General features: G+C 45.2%; 19 protein-coding genes and 1 riboswitch. Of the genes, 11 read left to right on the top strand and 8 right to left on the bottom strand.

Annotated features, from left to right (window positions below; genetic code table 11):
- Positions 1–84: 84 nt before the first annotated feature.
- From QUA01_RS16755 to QUA01_RS16735, 5 genes are all read left to right on the top strand, one after another.
- Entirely contained in the window at positions 85–990 is a 906-nt protein-coding gene (locus tag QUA01_RS16755) for a D-hexose-6-phosphate mutarotase (RefSeq protein WP_333091084.1), read from the top strand.
- A gap of 198 nt (positions 991–1,188) precedes the next feature.
- Positions 1,189–1,425 (top strand): hypothetical protein, encoded by a 237-nt coding sequence (locus QUA01_RS16750; RefSeq protein WP_265236273.1) that lies wholly within the window; start codon positions 1,189–1,191, stop codon positions 1,423–1,425.
- Complete coding sequence (locus tag QUA01_RS16745; protein WP_333091082.1) at positions 1,422–1,769, top strand: type II toxin-antitoxin system PemK/MazF family toxin; 348 nt, start codon at positions 1,422–1,424, stop codon at positions 1,767–1,769. The genes QUA01_RS16750 and QUA01_RS16745 overlap by 4 nt, the downstream gene beginning before the upstream one ends.
- A 31-nt stretch (positions 1,770–1,800) precedes the next feature.
- Positions 1,801–3,333: a phosphomannomutase/phosphoglucomutase gene (locus tag QUA01_RS16740; protein WP_333091081.1), complete on the top strand. Its 1,533-nt coding sequence runs from the start codon at positions 1,801–1,803 to the stop codon at positions 3,331–3,333.
- A gap of 41 nt (positions 3,334–3,374) precedes the next feature.
- Complete coding sequence (locus QUA01_RS16735; protein WP_194011858.1) at positions 3,375–3,602, top strand: hypothetical protein; 228 nt, start codon at positions 3,375–3,377, stop codon at positions 3,600–3,602.
- A 310-nt stretch (positions 3,603–3,912) separates the two neighbouring features.
- On the opposite strand, the gene QUA01_RS16730 is transcribed toward QUA01_RS16735, so the two are convergent.
- Positions 3,913–5,187 carry an alpha/beta hydrolase gene (locus QUA01_RS16730; RefSeq protein ID WP_333091079.1) on the bottom strand — a complete coding sequence of 425 codons (1,275 nt, stop codon included), beginning with the start codon at positions 5,185–5,187 and terminating at the stop codon, positions 3,913–3,915.
- Positions 5,188–5,362: 175 nt separating this feature from the next.
- Positions 5,363–5,507, top strand: a riboswitch (cobalamin riboswitch).
- Between the two features lie 519 nt (positions 5,508–6,026).
- Between QUA01_RS16730 and QUA01_RS16725 the strand changes: the two genes are divergently transcribed.
- Positions 6,027–7,016 carry a methyltransferase domain-containing protein gene (locus tag QUA01_RS16725; protein ID WP_333091078.1) on the top strand — a complete coding sequence of 330 codons (990 nt, stop codon included), beginning with the start codon at positions 6,027–6,029 and terminating at the stop codon, positions 7,014–7,016.
- 274 nt (positions 7,017–7,290) lie between these two features.
- Here the strand turns inward: QUA01_RS16725 and QUA01_RS16720 are convergent, their stop codons facing one another.
- Positions 7,291–9,045: a serine/threonine protein kinase gene (locus QUA01_RS16720; RefSeq protein ID WP_333091077.1), complete on the bottom strand. Its 1,755-nt coding sequence runs from the start codon at positions 9,043–9,045 to the stop codon at positions 7,291–7,293.
- Between the two features lie 899 nt (positions 9,046–9,944).
- Between QUA01_RS16720 and QUA01_RS16715 the strand changes: the two genes are divergently transcribed.
- The 3 genes from QUA01_RS16715 (at position 9,945) to QUA01_RS16705 (ending at position 12,304) form a co-directional block, all read left to right on the top strand.
- Positions 9,945–11,375, top strand: coding sequence for a form I ribulose bisphosphate carboxylase large subunit (locus QUA01_RS16715; protein ID WP_194012734.1), 1,431 nt, complete (start codon positions 9,945–9,947; stop codon positions 11,373–11,375).
- A 137-nt stretch (positions 11,376–11,512) separates the two neighbouring features.
- Complete coding sequence (rcbX, locus tag QUA01_RS16710; RefSeq protein WP_194012735.1) at positions 11,513–11,923, top strand: RuBisCO chaperone RbcX; 411 nt, start codon at positions 11,513–11,515, stop codon at positions 11,921–11,923.
- A gap of 45 nt (positions 11,924–11,968) precedes the next feature.
- Positions 11,969–12,304 (top strand): ribulose bisphosphate carboxylase small subunit, encoded by a 336-nt coding sequence (locus QUA01_RS16705; RefSeq protein WP_333091076.1) that lies wholly within the window; start codon positions 11,969–11,971, stop codon positions 12,302–12,304.
- A 274-nt stretch (positions 12,305–12,578) separates the two neighbouring features.
- Here the strand turns inward: QUA01_RS16705 and QUA01_RS16700 are convergent, their stop codons facing one another.
- The 3 genes from QUA01_RS16700 to QUA01_RS16690 form a co-directional block, all read right to left on the bottom strand.
- Positions 12,579–13,214: a restriction endonuclease subunit R gene (locus QUA01_RS16700; RefSeq protein WP_333091075.1), complete on the bottom strand. Its 636-nt coding sequence runs from the start codon at positions 13,212–13,214 to the stop codon at positions 12,579–12,581.
- A gap of 122 nt (positions 13,215–13,336) precedes the next feature.
- Positions 13,337–13,570, bottom strand: a complete 234-nt coding sequence (locus QUA01_RS16695) for a hypothetical protein (protein WP_194065700.1) — start codon at positions 13,568–13,570, stop codon at positions 13,337–13,339.
- Between the two features lie 9 nt (positions 13,571–13,579).
- Positions 13,580–14,803 (bottom strand): hypothetical protein, encoded by a 1,224-nt coding sequence (locus tag QUA01_RS16690; RefSeq protein WP_333091072.1) that lies wholly within the window; start codon positions 14,801–14,803, stop codon positions 13,580–13,582.
- 252 nt (positions 14,804–15,055) lie between these two features.
- Here QUA01_RS16690 and QUA01_RS16685 point away from each other — a divergent pair, with 252 nt between their 5' ends.
- Positions 15,056–15,325: a hypothetical protein gene (locus tag QUA01_RS16685; protein WP_333091071.1), complete on the top strand. Its 270-nt coding sequence runs from the start codon at positions 15,056–15,058 to the stop codon at positions 15,323–15,325.
- A gap of 90 nt (positions 15,326–15,415) precedes the next feature.
- On the opposite strand, the gene QUA01_RS16680 is transcribed toward QUA01_RS16685, so the two are convergent.
- Positions 15,416–15,790, bottom strand: a complete 375-nt coding sequence (locus QUA01_RS16680) for a hypothetical protein (RefSeq protein ID WP_333091070.1) — start codon at positions 15,788–15,790, stop codon at positions 15,416–15,418.
- 330 nt (positions 15,791–16,120) lie between these two features.
- Here QUA01_RS16680 and QUA01_RS16675 point away from each other — a divergent pair, with 330 nt between their 5' ends.
- Positions 16,121–16,690: a Uma2 family endonuclease gene (locus QUA01_RS16675; protein WP_333091069.1), complete on the top strand. Its 570-nt coding sequence runs from the start codon at positions 16,121–16,123 to the stop codon at positions 16,688–16,690.
- An 88-nt stretch (positions 16,691–16,778) separates the two neighbouring features.
- On the opposite strand, the gene ruvC is transcribed toward QUA01_RS16675, so the two are convergent.
- Together ruvC and bchI are read right to left on the bottom strand one after the other, a co-directional pair.
- Positions 16,779–17,312, bottom strand: coding sequence for a crossover junction endodeoxyribonuclease RuvC (ruvC, locus tag QUA01_RS16670; RefSeq protein WP_333091068.1), 534 nt, complete (start codon positions 17,310–17,312; stop codon positions 16,779–16,781).
- A gap of 90 nt (positions 17,313–17,402) precedes the next feature.
- Positions 17,403–18,512: a magnesium chelatase ATPase subunit I gene (bchI, locus tag QUA01_RS16665; RefSeq protein ID WP_442921558.1), complete on the bottom strand. Its 1,110-nt coding sequence runs from the start codon at positions 18,510–18,512 to the stop codon at positions 17,403–17,405.
- Positions 18,513–18,854 lie beyond the last annotated feature (342 nt).

Here is an 18,854-nt window from a genome sequence, read left to right as displayed (position 1 = left end):
CCCAAAAAATAGTGACTCAAGAATATCGTAAAATCTAGCCACATAATATCGGATAATTGTGAAGCAACCAACCAGGCAAATAGCATGAGTATTGACCAATTAAACACAGACTACGGCATTGCAGACAACCTCACCTTCGCTAGCGGAAACGGTGGTTTCCCGATGATTCACATCGACAACGGCCAAGCCAAAGCCGTGATTTCTGTGTATGCTGGCCAAGTGCTCTCCTTCCAACCAGCCACCGAAACCGCAGACGTGATGTTTTTGAGCGAAAAAGCTTACTACGCCGAAGGAAAAGCCATTAAAGGCGGTATACCCATTTGTTGGCCCTGGTTTGGCCCAGATCCCGAAGACTTGGGCCGCCCCAGCCACGGGTTTGTGCGGAATCGCCTGTGGAATGTGGTAGCAACTGCCACCACCCCAGAGGGCGCCACCAAAGTCACTCTAGGACTTCAGGATACCGAGGAAACTAGAGAAATTTGGTCTCAAGCCTTTGAACTGGCGATCGCCATTACCGTTGGCACCAGCCTCACTGTAGAATTAATCACCCGCAATCTGGGCGACAAAGCATTTCCCCTCACCCAAGCTTTGCACACCTACTTCCAAGTCGGCGACATCAACCGCGTGCAGGTTTTGGGTTTAGAAAATAGCCAGTATCTTGATAAAGTTGATGGTGGTGTAGAAAAAACTCAAGTAGGTGCAGTTGTAGCAGTCGGTGAGGTCGATCGCATTTATCTCGATGTCACCAATCAATTAGTAATTGACGATGCCGCCCTCAACCGTCGAATTCGTATTCAATCCTCTGGCAGTAAATCCGCCGTTGTGTGGAATCCCTGGGTGACAATTTCTGCAAACATGGCCGACCTCGACGATGCAGATTATCAGCGCTTAATCTGCGTAGAAACGACCAATGCGGCTACAGATATTGTGGAAGTCCCCGCGCATGGTGAGTTCTGCTTGCAAGCAATTTACAGTGTTGAACGCGACTAAAGAATGAGAGTCTAATCTCAGCGGTGATGGGGCTATAATTTTCATGATTGGATTTAAAAACTCTGTCACCGTAACGACGAAGAATGTCTTACCCTCAGAGATATTGCTATAATGATATCTCAAGAAAAGTTATAGGGAAATCAACAGCGAACATCCGGTATTGTGACCACAAATAAATTTGACGAGGAAATTTTATTTATGTCTTCCACTACTCGCGAACAACTACATCAACAGATTGATAGCTTACCAGATCATATTGTCGAACAAATTGCCAGCTTAATCCTATCTATAACCACCCAACAGAAAATACCAGCATCAGAATACACGGAATGGCAAAGTACCCAGTGGCAAGATTTTGCATTAACGCAACTTTTCGGCGAAAATGATGAAATTGAATATTCCTTAGAAGATGCTCAAGAAATTTATCAACCATGAAACCAGGTGATATTGTATTAATTCGTTTTCCTCAAGCTGACTTGAAACAAGGAAAACTTCGTCCTGCATTGGTAATCGCCATTGCACCCGGTCGCCATCCTGATTTATTACTCGCTTTGGTTTCCTCACGCATCGATCAATCAACAGCAGGATTTGACGAAATAATAGATGTGGCAGATTCTGACTATATAGCTACTGGTCTTAAGGTTGCTTCTATTGTTCGACTAGGACGATTAGCGAGTGTCGAATCATCGGTTGTCAATGGTCGTTTAGGAAGTATTTCAAATGAAAGATTAATACAGATAAAAAAACGTTTAATTGATTGGCTCCAAAATAGTTTATAATCGAAATAGTGAGGATAGTAAAAAAATAATTATGCAAAACTATAACTGGAAAAAACTCCAAAATGGCTCAGATATTCGTGGTATCGCCCTCGAAGGCGTTCCCGGTGAACAAGTCAACCTCACGCCCGAAATTGCCACAATTTTAGGTAAATCCTTTGTCAGTTGGCTGGTGAAAAAAGTCCACAAACCGGCTGCAGCGTTGATAATTGCGATCGGGCGCGACAGCCGCCTATCTGGCCCAACTTTAATGCAAGCAGTCATGGAGGGAATCGCCTCAGTTGGTTCCACAGTCTACGACTTTGAAATGGCCTCAACTCCCGCCATGTTTATGAGTACAATCACCCCCGGTTTTGAGTGCGACGGCGCGATTATGCTCACAGCTAGCCATTTACCATTTAATCGCAATGGCTTAAAGTTTTTTACCGCCAATGGTGGGTTACAAAAAAAAGATATTACCGATATTTTAACACTAGCTCAAGGCAATAATTTTCAGCCAGCCGCAGCGCCCGGTAACATTACCAAGCATGATTTTATCTCTGTTTATGCCAACCAATTTGTCAAAAATATTCGGGAATCAGTCAATCATCCCGATAACTTTGAGCAACCGCTGACAGGGTTAAAAATTGTTGTGGATGCGGGGAATGGTGCGGGCGGATTTTATGTCGATCAAGTCTTAAAACCTTTAGGTGCAGACACTACCGGCAGTCAATTTTTAGAACCAGATGGTACTTTTCCCAATCATGTACCCAATCCCGAAGATAAACAGGCAATGCAGTCAATTTGTCAAGCGGTAATTGAAAATCATGCTGATTTTGGGATTATTTTTGATACTGATGTCGATCGCAGTGCGGCCGTCGATGGAGTTGGCAAGGAACTCAATCGCAATCGCTTAATTGCTTTGATTTCTGCGATAATCTTACAAGAACACCCAGGCTCTACCATTGTCACCGATTCTATCACTTCTGATGGTTTAACGCAATTCATCGAACAGGATTTAAAAGGGATTCACCATCGCTTTAAACGCGGCTACAAAAATGTGATTGACGAGTCGGTTCGCCTGAATCAAGCCGGACAGGAGTCATGGCTGGCGATTGAAACCTCTGGACACGGAGCTTTGAAAGAAAATTATTTTCTGGATGATGGCGCTTACTTGGTGAGCAAATTATTGATTGAATTGGCTAAATCCAAGCTGGCCAATCAATCGTTACCAGATTTAATTGCTAATTTACAAGAACCCGCAGAAAGTGCAGAATTTCGGATTAAAATTAATGTGGATGATTTCAAAGTTCTGGGAGAGGCTGTCATCGACAAACTGCAAGATTTTACTTCAACGCAAGCCGACTGGAAAATTGTTCCCAATAACTACGAAGGCGTGCGAATTTCTTGCACATCAGCTAGCGAATCCGGCTGGTTTTTGTTACGCTTATCGTTGCACGATCCGGTGATGGTTTTGAATGTTGAGTCTAATGTTAATGGTGGTGTCGCTCTCATAGTTGCTCGGCTTTTAGCTTTTTTCCAAATAACAGAATCGCTAGATTTATCTGCTTGGCAAACCCAATTTTAATTGGGATTATTACTAAACCAAACCCTAGGAGGAATTCGATAATGTGGCTTTTAATTATTAATTGTTCTGCAGCAAGCTGGGAAACCCATTCCAAAGCTTTTAAGGCGATCGCAGAAAAATATCCGGCCACGCCTCTTTCTTCCAAAAAGATGAAAGGCGACGGTGAACGCATCATGGAATATAAACTTGAAAATGTCAATGATGTAGAGGATTTCATGGAAGAATGCTTGACTTTGGATGGCTTTACCGCTACTTTTGAATCTCTATAAACCCGGGGTTGGAAGTCGAAAAATTCTCAATCAACTTCTTGCGTAAATCTTCGGTTGTTCGGTCAACTGCGGAGGTAAGGCAGATGATTTAATGAGAGTTTACGAATAAAGCAACTCTGCTTTGAATTTATGGTTTGTAGTGGGTGCGAAAGTCCTCTGTTTAATATAGTCCCCGGTCGATTGACCGATCTCGCGATTGGCTCGCGCGTGCGTCAGTCAGTGTCCGCAACAAATGAGCGGACTCGCATTCCGTACTACGAACCTTTGTTAGATCGGTTAATCGATGGGACAGGGTATGAAACCTTTTGATTTATAGAGCTGCATTGGTTTTTGGGAGTGGGATGAATTGGTAATCGGGAGACTTCAAAGCCCAAGCTAAAAAACGTTCTGTGTAATACAAAGCTAATTGATTGCTAGGCCCATTAAAAACTGCATCAAAGGCGTGTTCTGCCCAAGGAATTTCGAGCAACATAGCACGATTTCCTGTGGCGCGCAATCGTTCGTAGAGCGATCGCCCAAACTTAGCCTGTACGATATGGTCGCGACCTCCATAAACCAGTAGAGAAGGGGGAAGATTCGTTTTAATATAATTGATGGGAGAAGCCTGACGGTAAAGTTCCTTGAGTCTCTCTGGCGTTCCTCCGAGAAAGGCACGCAAGACGGCTCGAACATCGAGCGCATCAGGAAAAGGTGGGTCATTGTATCCGCGAATCAGGTCATTGGGGCCGTAATAATTCACCACTGCTCTGATGGGAAGCACGCTTGAACCGTAAGTAGTTAGCATTGCTAAATGAGCCCCTGCAGACCTTCCCATCAAAGCAATTTTATCGAGATCGATTTCCCAATCACCGGCATTAGTTTTGATGTAGGAAAGAGCGGCTTGCACGTCTTCAAGCTGAGCCGGAAACTTATATTTGGGAGCGTGGCGGTAATCAATTGCTACAACACAATAACCTCGCGCGGCCATGTAGCGGTTGAATTCTTCATTGTAATCGGGATTGCCTCTTTGCCAAGCTCCTCCGTAAAGCATGATTATCGCGGGATATTTGCCAATTTGCATCGGCCGGTAAAGGTTGATTTTAAGTGAAACTCCGTCAGGGTTAGCAAATACAATATCCCGATCGCTCCTGACATCTCTCATGGGAATTCCCCGGAACGCATCTGCTAGGATAAACGGTTGAGGGCGTAGCTGCGCGCGCAGGGTTTGAGGAACGGTGGCTAAATAGTTTGTGCCTAAAACTGCTGGCATTTCGGTAGCTATCGCTGCGTTCGTTGCTGTTAATTGCATCAGCGGAAGCAGGCTCAGAATGAGGGCGAACAGGTTACAAATTAGTAAAGTAATGTAGACTTTGCCTCGATGTCGTTTGAGCAGATTCAGCAAAAGGGCGATCGTATTTAGACCCACCAACCAAGGACTAATTTCTGGTGCACCCACCGCCAAAGGATACAAAAACATCGTCGGTGCTGGTACGACGATCCAGAGACTGAGAAATAGCCCGATCGCGCTGGCGAACCAACGAATAAATCGCGAGACTGAGAACCCTGTCAACAATCGTAACTTTTTGCCGTTATTCTTGGGGAGCATCGGATTTTCGCAACCTAATTTTTAATCAGCTTAAATTAATCGGGCGGTTTTGATTGGTGAGTCGATCGCCCCTGCCACCACCAAACCATAGTAATGCGTTCGGGTGCCGCAATTTGTGAGATTGCTGACATATTTCACAGTTTTTGATGCAAACAAGCCAAAATTGTGATAACATCATATATGTACAAAAATCGGTTCCAACAACAAACCAGCGTTGGAAGAAACGGGGAAAATTCGGTGCAAATCCGCTGCTGTCCCGCAACTGTGATGAGATGATAGAATCTCTCAGTCAGAAGACCCGCCGATCGCAAACCTGTTCTTTTTCGTCTGCGAGGCATAGATGATGGTTAATTCAGTATTATTTAGTCGATCGCCCTTTAGAAGATTGGGGCCTTGAAGATTTACTTGCAGCGCAGTGAATCACTAGAGCTTGAATTTTCTGCTAAAATTTAGTGTCCGGTACGACAAAAGTACGCGGCAAAAAACCGATTGTTGGGGTAAAAATCGCTCTATGGAATGAGAAAGATATTGATTTTACCTCTGGCATTCATTCACAAATTATCTGAAAAGCATCTGCGTTGCATCTGTGTCGATCTGCTTGACATCTGCAGTTGATGTATCGATCGAAGACTTATGCAGCGCAAGTCTATGAAATTTCACCGATTGCTGATAGATGTTCAGTCAGATAATAGCTGATTCGTGACAGTAAAGACTAGGCGATCGCCCATAAATCGCTAACTTTTTCGCTGTAGTCTGTCGCGACAAATAGATATCGTGAATCAAAAACGCACCAAGTTGGATTTTGTGCTAGCTCCTGAGATGATAAGAGAAAGGAAAAAATGAATTTATTTGTGGTATTTGGACTTTTGTTTGGACTGCTGGCGATCGCCCTTCTGATCTATTTAATCACGGCTCGTCCTTATCAATCATCCGACTCTGTGGCCAACTCCTACGACGAGTGGACAGAAGACGGAATTTTGGAATTTTACTGGGGCGAACACATCCACTTAGGCCATTACGGTTCGCCGCCACAACGGAAAGATTTCCTCACAGCAAAATCAGATTTTGTGCATGAAATGGTGCGCTGGGGCGGCTTAGATAAATTACCTGCTGGTACTACTGTTCTAGATGTGGGCTGTGGAATTGGCGGTAGCAGCCGCATTCTGGCGCAGGATTATAAGTTTGCTGTGACGGGAATTACTATCAGCCCGCAGCAAGTTAAACGCGCTCAAGAATTAACTCCCCCAGAACTCGATCTGCAGTTTCGGGTGGATGATGCTATGGCGCTTTCGTTTCCCGATGCGAGTTTTGATGTGGTTTGGTCGATCGAAGCAGGGCCCCATATGCCAGATAAAGCTGTTTTTGCCAAAGAGTTGATGAGGGTAATCAAGCCTGGTGGCCTGCTGGTTGTGGCTGACTGGAATCAAAGAGATTCGCGCCAAATCCCTCTCAATTTTTGGGAGAAACCCGTAATGCGACAACTGCTGGATCAGTGGTCGCATCCGGCTTTTTCAAGCATCGAGGGCTTTTCAGAACTGTTAGAAGAAACGGGGTTTGTGGATGGTACTGTAACCACCGCAGATTGGACGCAAGAAACCCTTCCTTCTTGGATAGATTCTATCTGGCAAGGTATAGTTAGACCTGTCGGATTAGTACGTTTTGGTGTATCGGGTTTTATCAAGTCTCTGCGAGAAGTACCGACACTTTTACTAATGCGATTAGCGTTTGGTGTGGGGCTATGTCGCTTTGGGATGTTTCGCGCAGTGCGATCGCATTCCTTGGCAGAATTAACCGAAATAAGTTCTACCAAAGTTATGACTGGCGTTTAGCCACTCCATCATCAATGGTTGGGAGCATCTTATACCAATTTCATAAATTAGCGCTAGATTTTACCCCCCCAACCCCCCCTTATTAAGGGGGGGCTTCGGAATTCATCTATAGCACATCTTTAGAAAAATGGTATTAGTTTTGCATTATAGTGCGAGCTTAAGAGCTCGCGTATTGTACTCGCGAGCTCTTAAGCTCGCACTATCATAAAAAAATGCTTTTTGCAAAACTGAGATGCTCCCCAATGGTTCGCACTACGAACCGTTTTTGCCCTAATTAGCGCCAGCCCAACCACCTCAGAACGGGCACAACTAAATAATGACTTACTCCCAAACAAAGCCCGATCGTACTTCCCAACAAACCAAAAAATGCGATCGCACCCCAAACTTGCAGCCAGAAATTAGTATTAGACGATTGTGACAAAATCGCAAAGAAACTCCCAGGAAAAATATTCCAAGCATTCAAAAACAGAAGAATTCCTGTAGAACAAACAGCCACCACCAAAGCATGAACTAATTGATGGCTACGCAAACCCATTCCTACAGTCATAGAGGCGATCGCAAAAGCCCCTAAAATAATCCCCTGCACGCCGCTAGAAGTTGTTGCTTCCATCCAGCACAAACCAGCCAATAAATAGGCTTGAGCTCCCATCAATCCCGACAGCCAATACTGTTTGTGCTGGCGAAAACTCCCCGCATCCGTCAAACCGATCGCAGTTCCCCAACCGGCAAAGGCAAACAGCAGCAATTCCGGCCCGACAGTAAAAGTCATGTCATGGATTAATTGGTGCAAACCTTCATTTAAAAAACTGGCAATTTCCTGGCCGACAGGCGCAGAACTCAAAACCAAACCGCCGATCGCCCCGGCACATCCACCAACCCCGCCGAGCACCATTTCCCAGCCGGTATCGAGAGAAGCTACTACGATTTGGGCGATCGCCCCGAACAGCAAAACCGTCAAACTTGCGGTTTTTTGCGCCCCCGCCACCACCACTTGCCGGCAGAATTCCACAATAGCTTGACCGGTTGGGGCGATCGCAATTTTGCCCTTACTCCTAGCATAAATCTCCTGCAAGCGCGATCGAACATCCCCAGCCGCAGCCGGACGCTGCTGCACGTTCGATCGCACCATATCATCCAACAAATTCGCCAAAGCCGGACTCACAGACACAATATGTCGCCACCGCAACTCACCCGTCATCGGATCTTCAATTTCAGCGGGATACTTCCCCGTCAGCAAATGAATGCAAGTCCGCCCCAAAGCATAAAAATCCGTCGCCGGCACCACACCACCGCCCACAATTTGTTCCGGCGGGCTGTATCCGGGCGAAATCAAGCGCGTCGAGCTCGGAGAATCTTTCCCCACCGGTGCGCCACCGCCCATCTGTTTAACTCCCCCAAAGTCGATCGCCACCAATTGCAGTCCGCCCAAACCCTTGCTCAGCAAAACTTGTGGCGATTCCGGGTCTCGCAGCATCAAATTTGAGGGTTTAATGTCGCGGTGAATAATCTGACACCTGTGCAATTCCTCTAAAATATCCACAGCTTGACTCAGCCAACTAAACACCCATTCCTGCGGACACCCCTGAGAGTGTTCTTCGAGAACTGCTTCTAAAGTTTTGCCGTGAATTTTTTCCATGACCAAACAAGGCAAGTGCCTCGCTGTGACATTTCTATCCACGCCTGAAAAATTTTGAGTTTTGACATGAAAATAACCGTCCGGCTCGACTATCGGGACACCGGGATGCCGCAAAAATGCCAAAACCCAAGCTTCTTGCTCGAACAGTTTCAGCGCTTTCGGGGCAGTTTCGAGCAATACTTTCAGGACGCGCTCGGTTTGAGTTTCTGTGTCCCAAACCGTGTATATGGCTGCAAAACCCCCGGAACCGAGAACTTCTAAAGGAACGTAGCGATTTTTTAGCCGCAGCGGAGTCCCGCAATTCTGACAAAAATTGTTGCCCCAAGTCTGAGGGTAAGGCCTTGGGCAATCTGGATTGATGCAGTGGACGGCTTTTGAAGGGGGGTGAGGCACAACCAGAGTAGAAATGGGGCTAGATATCCATATTAGACTTACGCGCAGCTAAGGCAGAAACCCGGTTTTAAGCGAAGTTTAATTGCTGTAACGACGGATTTTGGTTGGAAAAACCAGGTTGCTGCACCAGTCCTGTCCATATTATGTGCTATGCTGTCGATTTTTGACTTTGCCCTCTGAGAGTCAGTCGATTTTAGATTTTCGATTTTCGATTTTCGATTTTCGATTTTGGGAGAGTTGGCGTACAGGGCTTGACAACCTCAGAACCCGGTTTCTTGCTATATTTCTCGTTCAGCACCAATTTTTCGTAGAAACCCGGTTTCTCGCCCACCCACGGGATTTTAGATTTTCGATTTTGGATTTTCGATTGAAGATTGTGCCAGAGTTGGCGCGATCGGGCTTTACAACCTCAGAAACCCGGTTTCTTGCTATATTTCTCGTTAATACACCCAAATTTTTCCCATAAACCCGGTTTCTTGGCCCCCCACGGGATTTTCAATTAAATAATTGCATACTCGATTGCAGTTGAGTTCGATCTCCTACCCTAAAATTAAGTATTTATAACTAACTTTTCCTCCCCCCAACCTAAAATTTACAATCTCAAATTTAATCGATCTCCACCATAAAATTAAGTATTTATGACTAATTTTTCCTGTTTCCTCCATCTAAAATCTAAAATCTAAAATCCAAAATCTCCTCGATCCCCAGCCTTTCCCCCTGCATCCTTTGCCGCTTTTGTTTAATAAGATATGTTACAAAAAATATCTAAATATAAAGAAAAATAAACAATACTTATGAGGATTAAAAGAATATTAAAATTAAAGAGCACCCATTTATTGATATATTTTTAACAGCCTGCGATCGGGCAAAAAAATTAAGCGAATACTAGGAAGCGAGATATGGCTTACGCGCAAACCCAAACTCAATCAAAGGCTGGGTATAAAGCCGGAGTTCAAGACTATAAACTAACGTATTACACCCCGGACTACACGCCGAAAGATACAGATATTTTGGCTGCCTTCCGCGTCACACCGCAGCCAGGAGTTCCCCCAGAAGAAGCTGGAGCTGCTGTGGCCGCTGAATCTTCCACCGGTACATGGACAACTGTTTGGACTGACCTCCTGACCGACCTCGACCGCTACAAAGGTCGCTGCTACGACATCGAGCCAGTCCCCGGTGAAGACAACCAATACATCTGCTTCATTGCCTATCCTTTGGATTTGTTTGAAGAAGGTTCCGTCACCAACTTGCTGACCTCTTTGGTCGGTAACGTGTTCGGTTTCAAAGCTCTGCGTGCTCTGCGGTTGGAAGACTTGCGGATTCCCATTGCTTACCTGAAAACCTTCCAAGGCCCTCCTCACGGTATTACCGTTGAGCGGGACAAATTGAACAAGTACGGCCGTCCTTTGCTGGGTTGTACAATTAAGCCCAAATTGGGTCTGTCTGCTAAGAACTACGGTCGTGCCGTTTACGAAGTTCTGCGCGGCGGTTTGGACTTTACCAAAGACGACGAAAACATCAACTCGCAACCGTTCATGCGCTGGCGCGATCGTTTCTTGTTCGTTCAAGAAGCTATTGAAAAAGCTCAAGCAGAAACCGGCGAAGTCAAGGGTCACTACTTAAACGTAACTGCCCCTACCTTTGAAGAAATGATGGAACGGGCTGAGTTCGCCAAAGAAATCAAAACCCCGATCATCATGCACGACTACCTAACCGGTGGTTTCACTGCAAACACCAGCTTGGCCAAATGGTGCCGCAAAAACGGTATTTTGCTGCACATTCACCGCGCCATGCACGCCGTGATCGATCGTCAAAAAAACCACGGTATCCACTTCCGCGTACTTGCCAAGTGCTTGCGGATGTCCGGCGGCGACCACCTGCACTCCGGTACAGTTGTGGGCAAACTCGAAGGCGAAAAAGGCATCACGATGGGCTTCGTAGACTTGATGCGCGAAGACCACATCGAACAAGACCGCAGCCGCGGTATTTACTTCACCCAAGACTGGGCATCCATGCCCGGTGTCATGCCGGTTGCTTCCGGCGGTATCCACATCTGGCATATGCCGGCTTTGGTGGAAATCTTCGGCGACGACTCCTGCTTGCAGTTCGGCGGCGGCACCTTGGGCCACCCTTGGGGCAACGCACCTGGTGCAGCAGCTAACCGCGTTGCATTGGAAGCTTGCGTCCAAGCTCGTAACGAAGGCCGCAACTTGATGCGCGAAGGCGGAGACATCATTCGCGAAGCTTGCAAATGGAGCCCTGAATTGGCTGTTGCTTGCGAACTCTGGAAAGAAATCAAGTTTGAGTTCGAGGCAATGGATACCGTTTGATGATTTTGGGTTGCAGATTTTAGGTTTTAGGTCGCAAACTTGCTCTTAAGTCTTTATCTTTGAAGAAGATTTACAAGTAAGTTTGCATCTAAAATCTAAAATCCAAAATCTCAAATTTGAGGGAGCTGGGGTCAAAAATGGATCTCAAACAAGTTGCGAAAGACACCGCTAAGGTGCTGGCAAGTTACCTAACCTATCAATCCGTGCGGATTGTGGTCGCTCAGTTGAGCGAAACCAATCCTGCCCAAGCCATCTGGTTGAATGACTTTTCCACGAAGAACAAAATCCAAGATGGAGAAGCTTACATTGACGAGCTGCTGAGGGAAAATCAAGATTTAGGATTTCGGATCATGACTGTGCGAGAATATCTGGCTCACGATGTGACGGAATTTTTGCCAGAAATGGTTTGTACTGGCATTCAACAGTCGAATATGGAACACAGACGCCAGCATTTAGAGCGAATTACGCAACTTAATTGGTCTGTTTCTACCAGTCATCCTGAAGCATCAATAGATTCTGAACCGAATCTGGATAATTTGTCGAGTTAATCGATCGAGAAGTGCGATCGAACACACACCTTAGAGATACAAAAAATGAAGACTTTACCTAAAGAGCGTCGTTACGAAACTCTGTCCTATTTGCCCCCGCTGACAGACTCCCAAATTGCCAAGCAACTCCAATACATCCTGGATCAAGGCTACATTCCCGGCGTAGAATTCAACGAAAGTTCTGCTGCTGAAATGCGCTACTGGACTTTGTGGAAGTTGCCTTTGTTTGGTGCTCGCAGCGTCCAAGAAATCATGACTGAAATTCAAGCTTGTCGCCAAGAAAATCCTCAGTGCTACATCCGCGTCATGGGTTTTGACAACGTGAAGCAGTGCCAAGTGCTCAGCTTCATCGTCCACAAGCCTAACAGCAGAGGCTACTAAGCTTTAACAGCCCTATTTTTTTAGGGGAAAAGTTAGCTAAAAATTGAGGTAGGGAATTCTCCCCGCCTCATTTTTTTTTAGGGCGATGATGATTAGACTTATTAGATAAATCTTTTATTGATAGATATACCGCAGATGATAGGCAGATAAACACATATCAACGCAGATGATTTCAAGAGAGTCTCCGAATCAAAGCAAGATGTTTCTTCATCCTTCATCCTTCATCCTTCATCCTTCATCCTTCTTCCCTCTTCCTTCTTCCTTCTTCCTTCATCTACAGCTTACAAATAGCCTTTAAAACTTGCAGCAACAAAATTGAAGGTTCGGGTTCCATCAAGTTTAGCAAAGGCAATAGCTGATAGCTTGGGGTATTGCCCCCCTGAATATTCACGAACTGATAGTGCATTCCGTTGGTTGTCAAACCCCAGATAGTGTCTTGATATTTTAAATTTTGATAAGCATAGGTTAGCAATTGAGATAAACCCATCAATGCGTTGATTCCAGAATTTTTACTTTCAATTACCAAAACCCAAAAATATGTATCGCTTCTGATGGGCTTTATCCTGTTGACAGCCAAGATATCAAACCGTCCTTTAATGATAGTATCTTCATCTTCAATGCTAATTTCAGCGATGTCTTGTTCTAAACTAATTTTAATCGGGCGGCGGTAGAAGCCAGCCAATCGCATTAAGGGAAAGGTAGTCAGAGCTTTTACCAGTCCTTCTGAAACTCGATCCGTGGAAATATAGTCATCAAAATCATCCCTAATTTGTGTAAGTTCCTGCTGTTCGTGTTCTGTGATATCTTCAAGAGATAACAGAGAGGTAAATGAGTTAGTGTACTGCTTTTGAAAGCCGAACAGACGGTGTACTTCTGATAATGTTAGATTTTTTGCATTAATAACTGTCATAACTTTAAAACCAATTAAATCTCTATTCTAATCCTAACATATTAGGAAAAACAGGTTCGTAGTGAGGACTTTAGTTTTTTATTCCTATGCTTTAATAAGGGACTAAAGTCTTTACTACGAACCTAATCCATCCGCTCCATTACAACTCCGTCAACTATTTCATAACCCCAACTAGAATGTCTAGCTGCAAGCTCTTTCGCCATGCCGTATTCGCCCAAACTGCAAAATTCTATTAACTGCTGAAAACCTAAACTTTTCTCGTGCTGCAATCTTTCCTGTCGCAGCTTTTCTCTTTCTGCATCCGAAGGATTTGCCCGCTCAATTCCCAGCGGATCGATATCGCTAACTCGCTTCACATTCGCCTCCTAAAAAAAAATGGATTCTATAATTTCACCATTAACAATTTCATAGCCCCATTGTGGATTAGCAGCGATTTGTTTTTCAACTATACTGCGACCGAGAGGAGTTTGGTAAGCTTTTTGTAAAGAGGAAATACTGGGGATTTCGTCAGCGGTGATCTGTTCTTGTGGTTCGAGTTTTGGTGGTTCGGCGATAGTTTCAGATGTGGATTGATTCAGGGCAAATTGCGGCCCGATCGCCCCTAATTTTCGCATTACGCTATCCTTGGTGATTTGCGGTTTTTCGTTGAAGGAAGAGGGCAGATATGGTGTGTCAACCCCCTGCAGTTTTGCTTTGAGCGCATCATCCGCAATACGATCGCACTTTCGCAAAAAACCCTCCCACAAATCCTTCCCCAACACCGGATTTCTCAAGTCAGCGCGGGCTTTAGACACTGCTGCTTCCAGCGGTTCGCCCTTGTGGACGTAATACTGAATTCGCTCCTCTTCAAACGCCGGATAAGGCACTTCCGGCTCAATTTCCCAATCCCGCTTAACTTTCTGACTTTCTCCCAAAGAAATTCCCGCGATAAATTCGTCCCAAAAAGTCGAAGTTAACCCTTTTGTCATGCTGTCAATAATTTTAAAAGCCCATCCCGAAGGATTGCCAAATCCTAAGTTGCGAACTCTGGCATATTCTTCTAAAGCCCGCTGAAAGTTGTGCAATTCTTCTTGGGAATTCCAAGGGCCGCTAAATTGGTAATTCGCGTTGACAGCAACCGCTATTTGCTGGCGCGGTTGTCCGAAATATTTGTCGGTTTTAACTGCACGCTGTGGGGGGGAAGTTTCGGATAATATTTCTACAGGGCGATTTGTGCGATCGCGAATTGGTTCTGTTATAGTCTTGGTGTGGTTATTGGCAAAAAAGTTATTAAGTTTTTCCTCAAAAGCGTCAATGTCCGCCCAGAGTTCTAGGGTGTCGGTGTGGGGATTTGTTGATTTTTCTTTCAAGAGCGATCGCACTTTTAGCAAGCGTCTCGCGATTTCTTGTTCTTCGGGACTTAAACCCGTGGCTTTTTCTATTTCGTTGCTGTTAGTTTTCACCCATTCGCTAGAGTTGGAATGTTGCACTTTCCATTGCAATAATTGGCAAAGAAAAATGCTCGCACCAACTCCGCCGGTAATTTGGGCGAGTTTGGGATAGTAGATAGCGGGATTTCCTAAATTTCCTAAAAATATTCCTATTTTCATTTTATAAATTCCTAATTTTCTTGAATCCTAGGGTACCAGTCGGCCTATCTTACCTAATATTAGAGTGTGCCAAATAACACCTTACCTCAACTAAACTAAGATTAAGAAACTTAAGATTTTCTTTAAGCTTCTGTCTATTCCAGACGGAATAAAGATTCTAGAGCAAAGACGGGGATCGCATATTCGATCGCCTGATTGACAGAACAGAATTAAGCGTAATAATAAATTATTTACTGTACCCATCCTCCCAAAATGAATCCAGAACGCCAAGAAGCTTATTTGAACTTGATCGAGCGAGTGCTCACCTGTCCCAACGGCCAAGAACCAGAGGTTTTAAGTTCCTGTTCCGATTTAATAGATGCCGGATTTGTGCAGATGCTAATCCAGATATCAGCTTCAATGGCCGGGGAAGGAGACAGAGATACTGCCAATTTTTTAGTGCAACTGGCTCGTTTGCTGGGGAAATCTTTGGGATTGTCGCCGGATTTAGTGCCGGCTGGGTACAGCAGCGCACAGGGGTAGATAAAAGTCCGCGCGATGTAGCCATCCCTCTTCATAAATCGCCTCGTTTTGTTTCAGAAAATCGGGGCTATTTTAACTGCATCAATGGCTTTACAGTTGATATTCCAGAGGCTCGCAAAAATCATTTACCCCAGTTTTAAATACATAAATAATCACGGAAGTTACCAAAATTTTAGGACAAATTTTGGCAGCGACTAAATCTCTAAATGCTGCATTCAATTGTCCGTTTGTCAAATCTTCTTTAACCTCAGATTTGCAGATAGCAACGCGGCATCTTTTGGCCAATCCGTCCAGCCACTTTTCCGAGATGTTCGGTTCTTGTCCGGCTTGAATTGCCAGAGATATTGCTGCATCTTCGATGTTACCTTCGCAATCTTCGATTTCGTCGAGGGCTTTTAGGGCTTCGGGATATTCGGCTAATTGCGATCGAAATTGGGCAATTTCTTGTGAAGTAATAATCACCATAAAATTTTAGTTTGTGCTTTGTTGACTGGAGAAGTTTAGGAGTTAAATTATATATTATAGCATTTTTTTGATTGATGTTGAGATTGGGCGATCGAACTTAATTATATTGTCACCTGAGATTGGGTACTTCGCAATAGTCCGAATCGGCTTTTAACCCCAGTCGGAAAGCGAAAGTCCTCCCTGGGAGGACTGATTTTAAAATTGATTTGTTTCGTCTGTCATTACGAAGGTCGTGAAGCAATATCACAGAGCAGGCGATAAATTTGTCATTGACAGAAAGCGGCGCTAAAATAGGTTGGCAGAACTCATATTTTTCGGGAGTTAGGAAAAATGACAACCGTTACTTTAAACTTAGATAGTGTCGAACTAACAGATGAACAGTTTTACCGTTTGTGCCAGATGAATCGAGATTGGCAATTTGAACGGACTGCTAAAGGAGAAATCATCATTATGTCACCAGTAGGCGGAGTCAGCGGCAATCGAGAAGCCGATTTAATTACAGATTTGGGCTTGTGGAACCGTCAAACGCAGCTAGGGAGAGTGTTTAGTTCTTCGACAATTTTTAGGCTGCCAAATAACGGAGACCGTTCTCCCGATGCGGCTTGGGTTAGCTTGGAAAGATGGTCGGCTTTGACAGATGAACAAAGGGAGAAGTTTCCGCCGATTTGCCCTGATTTTGTGATAGAATTGCGCTCGCGGACAGATGCGCTGCGGCCGCTTCAGGAGAAAATGCAGGAATATATCAACAGCGGTTTGCGCTTGGGTTGGCTGATTAATCCTCAAGACGAACAAGTGGAAATTTATCGCGCTAATTGCGAGGTGGAGATTGTACAGTTTCCGGTGAGTTTGTCGGGTGAAGATGTGTTGCCGGGATTTGTTTTGAATTTGCCGATGGTTTGAACGGGAATTGGGAACCAGCAATGGGAATCGGATCTTGAAATCGCTTCTACAAAAACAAAGTCCGCGCAACGCGAGACTGAAGATTAGATTAAATTTTTACGGTTTCCAATGGGATTTTTTTCGGACAAATATCATCATCATACCAACCAGTCAAAGCCACCGCCAAAGCATCCGCCGCATCGTCCGGTTTCGGAATATAAGCCAACTCTAACTCCCGCGCTACGGCCTCTTGTACTTCAGATTTATCCGCATTACCGCGCCCAGTTAATGCTTTTTTGATTTGCGCTGGGGTAAACTCGAACAGCGGCACTCCACACTGCGCTAATACCAGTGTCAAAACGCCCCGCGCTTGGGCTACGAGTATGGTATTTCCCATTTTGTAAAAGAACAGTTTTTCAGCAATTGCCAAATCTGGTTTTATTTGTTCAATTACCTCGTGCAAATCATCATAAATTGTTTTCAACCGCTGTCCCATTTCCTGTTTAGGCGTTGTTTTAATCACGCCACAATCAATCATGGAAACAAAGTTTTCATCTTGTTTTCCGGGGATGATTTGACAGCAAATTGCCCCGTAGCCGAGATTTGCTAAGCCCGGATCTAATCCTAAAATTCGTTTTTCCATTGCAGAAATTAGTAATTGGAAATGGGGAATGAGGCATTAAAAATTTGGGAAATGTTTCATCACCACCAATTACCAATTACCAATTATTAATTATCCCTCAGTTGTTTCTAGGCCGAATACCCGATCGAACACTTTAGTCACTTTATAGCCCGAATCGATCGATTCTAACGGGTCTTTCCGCAATCGGTGCCGCAAACATAGGGTCATCACCCGGCGAATATCGTCTACAGTGACCTCTGTGCGACATTCTAGGGCTGTGAAAGCTTTGGCTGCCCGATTTGTGACTAAATCGCCCCGCAGCCCGTCTACGTCCAATTCGGCGCAGACTTGGGAGATTTTTACTCGCAAATCTCGATCGATAGTTACGGATTTTAGCCTTTCCTGGGCTTCCACCAATTTCTCCTGCATATCGTCTTGTTCGTGCTGATATTTCGCGAGAAACTCTGAGGGATTTTGGTCAAAACTCGATCGCTGTTCGACAATTTCTACTCTTAAATTCGGGTCTTTGACAGTCCGAATTTCGGCGTGCATTCCGAATCTGTCGAGCAATTGCGGCCGCAATTCTCCTTCTTCGGGATTCCCGGAACCGATGAGAATAAACTTAGCCGGGTGGCGGATCGAAATGCCCTCGCGTTCGACTGTATTCCAGCCGCTGGCGGCGGAGTCGAGCAAAACATCGACTAAGTGATCGTCGAGCAAATTGACTTCATCGACGTAAAGAATGCCACGGTTAGCTTTGGCTAACAGGCCTGGTTCAAAAGCTTTAACTCCTTCGGCCAAAGCTTTCTCGATGTCGATCGTACCGCAAACTCGGTCTTCGGTAGCGCCGAGCGGCAAGTCTACCATTTGGACTTTTTTGCGGGCGATCGGCATTGTACCGTGATGCAAAGTGCGATCGCGCACCTCATCGCTCATAAAATCCGGATCGGTGGGATGACTGTTAAAAGGATCGTCAGCCACCACCTCAATTTCTGGCAGCAAGTCAGCGAGGGCGCGGATTGTGGTAGATTTGCCCGTACCGCGATCGCCCATAATCATCACTCCGCCAATTTTGGGATCGATGACATTCAACAGCAGCGCCAGTTTCATCTCCTCCTGGCCAACAATTGCAGTGAAGGGAAAAACAGCGCGGCGGGCTGCGGTGACGGTTGGCAGAGCGCCCGCATTTACGGTATTGCTGACTTCGGCAGTAGGACTCACAGGATAACTCAAAATATAATAATTGCCTGTTTATTGTAAGGGATAACCGATTTTAGATTTTAGATTTGCGATTTTAGATTAACGTATTTCTGTCATTTGGAAGGTAGTGAAGCAATCTCAAAGCCTTGCTACACCGTCATAATGCGTCCCTGACTGAGAAACCGAATTTTTGGGCAAAACTGGGCTACAGCTTTTAATCCCGGTAAAAAAACCTGGTTTCTGTGGGAGTGCAGGGGCCTTAGCTGGGGCGGGCGGGGACTGGTGAAACCGGGTTTGATGGATGAAAATCTTCTCTCCTCTGGAAGGAGGCAGCAGTTGAAAGGCAGGAGGCAGGAGGTTGGA

Origin of the sequence: Microcoleus sp. S36a_B3, from assembly GCF_036700745.1 — a bacterium.
Classification (GTDB): Bacteria; Cyanobacteriota; Cyanobacteriia; order Cyanobacteriales; family Microcoleaceae; genus Microcoleus.
The sequence above is the reverse complement of the archived record's forward strand: the minus strand, read 5'-3'. Positions and strand labels throughout refer to the sequence as shown.

Coding starts and splice junctions, on each gene's coding strand:
- QUA01_RS16755 (WP_333091084.1), top strand. CDS start 85: ATGAGTATTGACCAATTAAACACAGACTACGGCATTGCAGACAACCTC.
- QUA01_RS16750 (WP_265236273.1), top strand. CDS start 1,189: ATGTCTTCCACTACTCGCGAACAACTACATCAACAGATTGATAGCTTA.
- QUA01_RS16745 (WP_333091082.1), top strand. CDS start 1,422: ATGAAACCAGGTGATATTGTATTAATTCGTTTTCCTCAAGCTGACTTG.
- QUA01_RS16740 (WP_333091081.1), top strand. CDS start 1,801: ATGCAAAACTATAACTGGAAAAAACTCCAAAATGGCTCAGATATTCGT.
- QUA01_RS16735 (WP_194011858.1), top strand. CDS start 3,375: ATGTGGCTTTTAATTATTAATTGTTCTGCAGCAAGCTGGGAAACCCAT.
- QUA01_RS16730 (WP_333091079.1), bottom strand. CDS start 5,187: ATGCTCCCCAAGAATAACGGCAAAAAGTTACGATTGTTGACAGGGTTC.
- QUA01_RS16725 (WP_333091078.1), top strand. CDS start 6,027: ATGAATTTATTTGTGGTATTTGGACTTTTGTTTGGACTGCTGGCGATC.
- QUA01_RS16715 (WP_194012734.1), top strand. CDS start 9,945: ATGGCTTACGCGCAAACCCAAACTCAATCAAAGGCTGGGTATAAAGCC.
- rcbX (WP_194012735.1), top strand. CDS start 11,513: ATGGATCTCAAACAAGTTGCGAAAGACACCGCTAAGGTGCTGGCAAGT.
- QUA01_RS16705 (WP_333091076.1), top strand. CDS start 11,969: ATGAAGACTTTACCTAAAGAGCGTCGTTACGAAACTCTGTCCTATTTG.
- QUA01_RS16700 (WP_333091075.1), bottom strand. CDS start 13,214: ATGACAGTTATTAATGCAAAAAATCTAACATTATCAGAAGTACACCGT.
- QUA01_RS16690 (WP_333091072.1), bottom strand. CDS start 14,803: ATGAAAATAGGAATATTTTTAGGAAATTTAGGAAATCCCGCTATCTAC.
- QUA01_RS16685 (WP_333091071.1), top strand. CDS start 15,056: ATGAATCCAGAACGCCAAGAAGCTTATTTGAACTTGATCGAGCGAGTG.
- QUA01_RS16680 (WP_333091070.1), bottom strand. CDS start 15,790: ATGGTGATTATTACTTCACAAGAAATTGCCCAATTTCGATCGCAATTA.
- QUA01_RS16675 (WP_333091069.1), top strand. CDS start 16,121: ATGACAACCGTTACTTTAAACTTAGATAGTGTCGAACTAACAGATGAA.
- ruvC (WP_333091068.1), bottom strand. CDS start 17,312: ATGGAAAAACGAATTTTAGGATTAGATCCGGGCTTAGCAAATCTCGGC.